This window comes from Methanospirillum sp. (assembly GCF_035406105.1).
Lineage (GTDB): Archaea > Halobacteriota > Methanomicrobia > Methanomicrobiales > Methanospirillaceae > Methanospirillum.
On sequence record NZ_DAONKG010000214.1, the window covers coordinates 1 to 4,058 of the forward strand.

At 49.9% G+C, this 4,058-nt stretch carries 6 protein-coding genes; 2 read left to right on the top strand and 4 right to left on the bottom strand.

The window, feature by feature from the left end; genetic code table 11:
- From PLA23_RS11150 to PLA23_RS11165, 4 genes are all read right to left on the bottom strand, one after another.
- A partial coding sequence (locus tag PLA23_RS11150; RefSeq protein ID WP_324475230.1) for a CBS domain-containing protein occupies positions 1-635 on the bottom strand: 635 nt, incomplete at its 3' end.
- Positions 632-1,390 (bottom strand): CBS domain-containing protein, encoded by a 759-nt coding sequence (locus tag PLA23_RS11155; protein WP_324330739.1) that lies wholly within the window; start codon positions 1,388-1,390, stop codon positions 632-634. The genes PLA23_RS11150 and PLA23_RS11155, both read right to left, overlap by 4 nt.
- Before the next feature lie 13 nt (positions 1,391-1,403).
- Positions 1,404-2,267: a CBS domain-containing protein gene (locus PLA23_RS11160; RefSeq protein ID WP_324330737.1), complete on the bottom strand. Its 864-nt coding sequence runs from the start codon at positions 2,265-2,267 to the stop codon at positions 1,404-1,406.
- A 229-nt stretch (positions 2,268-2,496) separates the two neighbouring features.
- Positions 2,497-3,063 (bottom strand): CBS domain-containing protein, encoded by a 567-nt coding sequence (locus tag PLA23_RS11165; protein ID WP_324475231.1) that lies wholly within the window; start codon positions 3,061-3,063, stop codon positions 2,497-2,499.
- A 216-nt stretch (positions 3,064-3,279) separates the two neighbouring features.
- Here PLA23_RS11165 and dipA point away from each other — a divergent pair, with 216 nt between their 5' ends.
- Both dipA and PLA23_RS11175 read left to right on the top strand, forming a co-directional pair.
- The gene (gene dipA, locus PLA23_RS11170; protein ID WP_324328944.1) at positions 3,280-3,909 is read left to right on the top strand and encodes a divisome-positioning GTPase DipA; all 630 of its coding nucleotides are present in this window, start codon (positions 3,280-3,282) and stop codon (positions 3,907-3,909) included.
- A gap of 5 nt (positions 3,910-3,914) precedes the next feature.
- On the top strand, positions 3,915-4,058 hold a 144-nt coding region (locus tag PLA23_RS11175), incomplete at its 3' end, for an OapB/ArvB family protein (protein ID WP_324475232.1).

Genomic DNA, 4,058 nt, shown 5'->3' on the forward strand with positions numbered 1-4,058 from the left:
GTACTCATGATATCCTTCACCAAGATGTTCCGTATCTGATGCTCCTGGTGACGATCATCCACCGCCTCGCGGAATTTCGTTAATGCGACAGCAACGTCAGTCTCTGATACCAATCCTGCCATCTTGTTATCTGCCATGACAATATACCTGGCAACTTTTTCATCAACCATTTTTCGGCGCAGGTGCACCAAACGTTCCCCTGCCTCAATGGCATGATGTGGAACGATAACCGCGGAAAGATCACCTTCAGGAATCATCTTCGCAAGCAAGTCTCCATAGGTAACCTGTCCGACCATTTTGTTATCTGCATTGTAGACAACAGCCAGTTTTGCCTGATTCTGTAGAAGTGGAATCAAGACATCCAGTTCCTGGTCCTCATATACAATGGTAAATTCGGTGTCAATGGTATTGGAGACGTGGATCGCGGTAGGTGCAACTTCAGAACTGTGCTTTGCACCCAATTTTTCCACTATTTTCTGACGGGATACGGTCCCGACCACTTCATCCTGGTGAACCACCACAAGGGGATCTTGTCCAGTATCAAGCATTTTATCGAGGGCATCGGTGACCGGAGCAGACTTTGCTATGGTTACCGGTTTTGCCATCACGTCTCGTACAAGTATGGTATTGGTCATTGAACCACTTCCCGTATTATGTCATCTCTGGTAATTATTCCTTTTACGCCGTTCTCACCAGAGATTATCACACTCTGGCAGGCAGTCTCTGTCATGACCGCCACGGCTTCTCTGGTTCTCGCTGTTTCAGGAAGAGAAGGGATTATGGGCCGCATCATCCCTGCTGCGGTACCAGACCCCGCATTGTCAGGGTGATCTTCATAAAAGGCAAGATCGCTCTCGGTAATAATCCCGACCGCTCCTCCATCATCAACAACGACAACTGCCCCAGCTCCTTTTTTTATCAGATCAACCACATGCACCGAAGAGTGCTGCGGGGTCACCGTCACCGGTTCATGCATGATCTCCTGTACCGGAATATCCAGGGTAGCCACCAATCTCGAGCGTAAAATATCTGTTCTGGTCAAAATACCCAGAACCCTCCCCTGATCAATGACCGGAGCCCCCGATATCTGATGGCTGAGGAGAAGGAGGAGCGCATCACGAATGCTGCTGTCCGGGGATAAGCTCACCAGATCCCCACTCATTACCTGACTCAGAGGGGCATTATCTATCTTCCGATGCCGCCAGTCCGGATCGTTTTTTCGAAGACGAAACCCGATATCCTTCTTTGTAATGATTCCTACTGCGCGTCCTTCATCAACAACGAGGACCCGCGAGATCTTATGCCTGAGCATCAGGTTTCGTGCATGTGAAACGGTATCATTGGGTTTTGCAGCATGCACCGGTGTGGACATCAGATCTGAAACAAGCATCGCGTATCTCCAGTTATTTTATTGATGAAAATGCTCTGACCAGGTCGAATTCTGTTACAAGACCTACCAGTCTGCTCTGATCGATCACAGGCAGGGCACCTACCTTCTTTGCCATCATGGCACGTGCTGCATCGGTTACGGTTGCATCAGGATCGGTGGTGAACAGGTTTCCACTCAGCAGATCCCGGACCGGGATGTTCATGACTACAGCCACATCGCCGGTAACCAGCTTCTCAAAGACCCTGCCGGTTCCGATATAACGAACGATGTCTGTTGCCGTGATTATCCCGAACAACACATCATTCTTCACAATGGGAAGACGCCTGAACTGGTGTTCTGTCATTACTTTGGTAACCATCGAGAGAGGGCAGTCCGGCTGCTGAACCAGGAGGGAACGGGTCATGACACTCTCAACTGGAATAGCAGCATGTGACCGGCATAAGATCTTGAGCACATCCCGCTCGGTCAGAATGCCGTTGAGTACTCCCTCTTCATCAACAATCGGGATACCTCCGATACGGTCGCGAAGAATGATATCTAAGGCCTCGGTCAGGGTAGCATCAGGAGGAAGTGTCCTGACATCGGTTTTCATGATCTTGCTGACACTTTCATTGATTGCCGCAAGAAAATTCCCATCATGTTTGACATTGATAAGGTTGAAGAGTTCACCACCGCCGAGAAAATCTATGACATCCCGTGCAGTGATAATCCCCTTCAGCCGGTGAGTACCCGGATCGACGATGGGTAATCTTCGAAATCCCCACTGGGTAAGGGTCTCTATTGCCCCGAAGATCCGCATGGTGGGCGGGGCTGAGATCACCTTCGATGTTGCAATCGAGAGAACAGTCCTGTTCTCGTGGTCATGATGTGAATTCATGAGATACCAGCCATAAAGTTACACGGTGAATATATCCGGATTCCGCTGGTCATACCGATACCAGACCGGCGGATATCAGGAATTCGGTCAAAAATTTATACCTCCAGACTCATAACGCCTGGAATTTCAGATACCGGATTATTTTGGGATATGCCGGTATATGATCCGGAGGGAATGCCATGCAGACCGGATGATCCACAGAGGCCTGCATCCCTGGTGCTGCTGCACTCTACAACCGGTCGTCTTCCATGCAGTGTGAACAGACGAGTGATCCGTCAATGCTGGTCAGATCATCAGACATCTGTCCGCATCTGCTGCACATCCCTGAACTGAATTCATCGGCCCGGTTAATAACCACAAGCTCGCCCATCAGTTCATTGATCTCGGTACTGACTGCAACGATGTCCCGGACGCTCACAATGCCGATCACGACCCCTTTCTCATTGATAATCGGAAGTCTTCTGACCCGGTTTTTGATCATCAGGTGAGCTGCATCCTCAACGGTCTTATCTGTACCAATTGTGATCAGGGGTGAAGTCATGATCTCACTGACATGAACTTCACTCGGGCGGAGATCCCGGGCGACAACCTTGCAGTTAATATCCTGCTCGGTAACTATCCCCACGGCAACGCCATCTTTTAAAACAATGCAACTGCCGGAAGGGTCCTTGCTGCACATTTTGCGTGCTGCGTGCGCTACCGTTGCATGATAATCAATAGTCTTGGGGTTCGTTCGCATTATTTCCCGCACTGGGACCTTGGTCTCGAGCTGGATCGAGTCACTGTTATAGCTCATTACTGTCACCTCTCGGTTTCCCGGGCAGATGCATTGCTCTGATACTTATCGGGATCGGGTATTAATCCATCGCTCCGGTGACCGGTCATACAGATATTTACAGATCCGAGACAGGTGGGATGACAACAATAATAATACTCCCTGATCATAACCATGTAGACAGGCAGGCTTTTCATTGGCCTGTTTTTGAAATAACAGCCCCGGGACGTAACTACAATGGGAATTAGCCAGACACTCTCGCGGATCCTATCAAACCTTTTTCAAACCAAAACTGCCCGCATCGGGATTTATGGCCCTCCAAACGCAGGAAAGACCACACTTGCAAACCGGATTGCAAAAGACTGGTCAGGTACCATATCAGGAACAACCAGTGAGGTGCCCCATGAGACGAGGCGGGCGGTCAGGACCGGAAATATCACCATCACCGGTTCCAATGGTCGGTCCATAACCATTGATATCGTCGATACACCAGGTGTTACCACCAGGGTTGATTACAAGGAGTTTATCGAGTATGGCATCGATCGGGAGGATGCCATCATCCGGGCACGCGAAGCAACCGAGGGGGTGGCTGAGGCCATGCACTGGCTCAGGGAGGATATTGACGGAGTTATTTACATGATTGACGCAACCCTTGACCCGTTTGCACAGGTCAACATCATGATGATCGGAATTATTGAGAGCAGAAAACTTCCGGTGATCATAGCGGCAAACAAGATTGACCTTCCTGATGCGGCACCCCAACGGATTCGAACCGCCTTTCCCCAGCATCCGGTTGTGCCGATCTCGTGCCTTGATGGAACCCAGATAGAACATCTCTATGAAGAGATGGTCCGGCATTTCAGGTGAGATATATGCAGGGTGTACGAATAGATCTCATATCAGAAGAACGGCTCGCACAGATGCCTTCAATGGAGAAGATCCGCCTTATCCTTGATAATGTGCGTGAAGGCACCATCGTGATTCTTGAAAGCGGGCTCTCCCCCGACGAACAATCT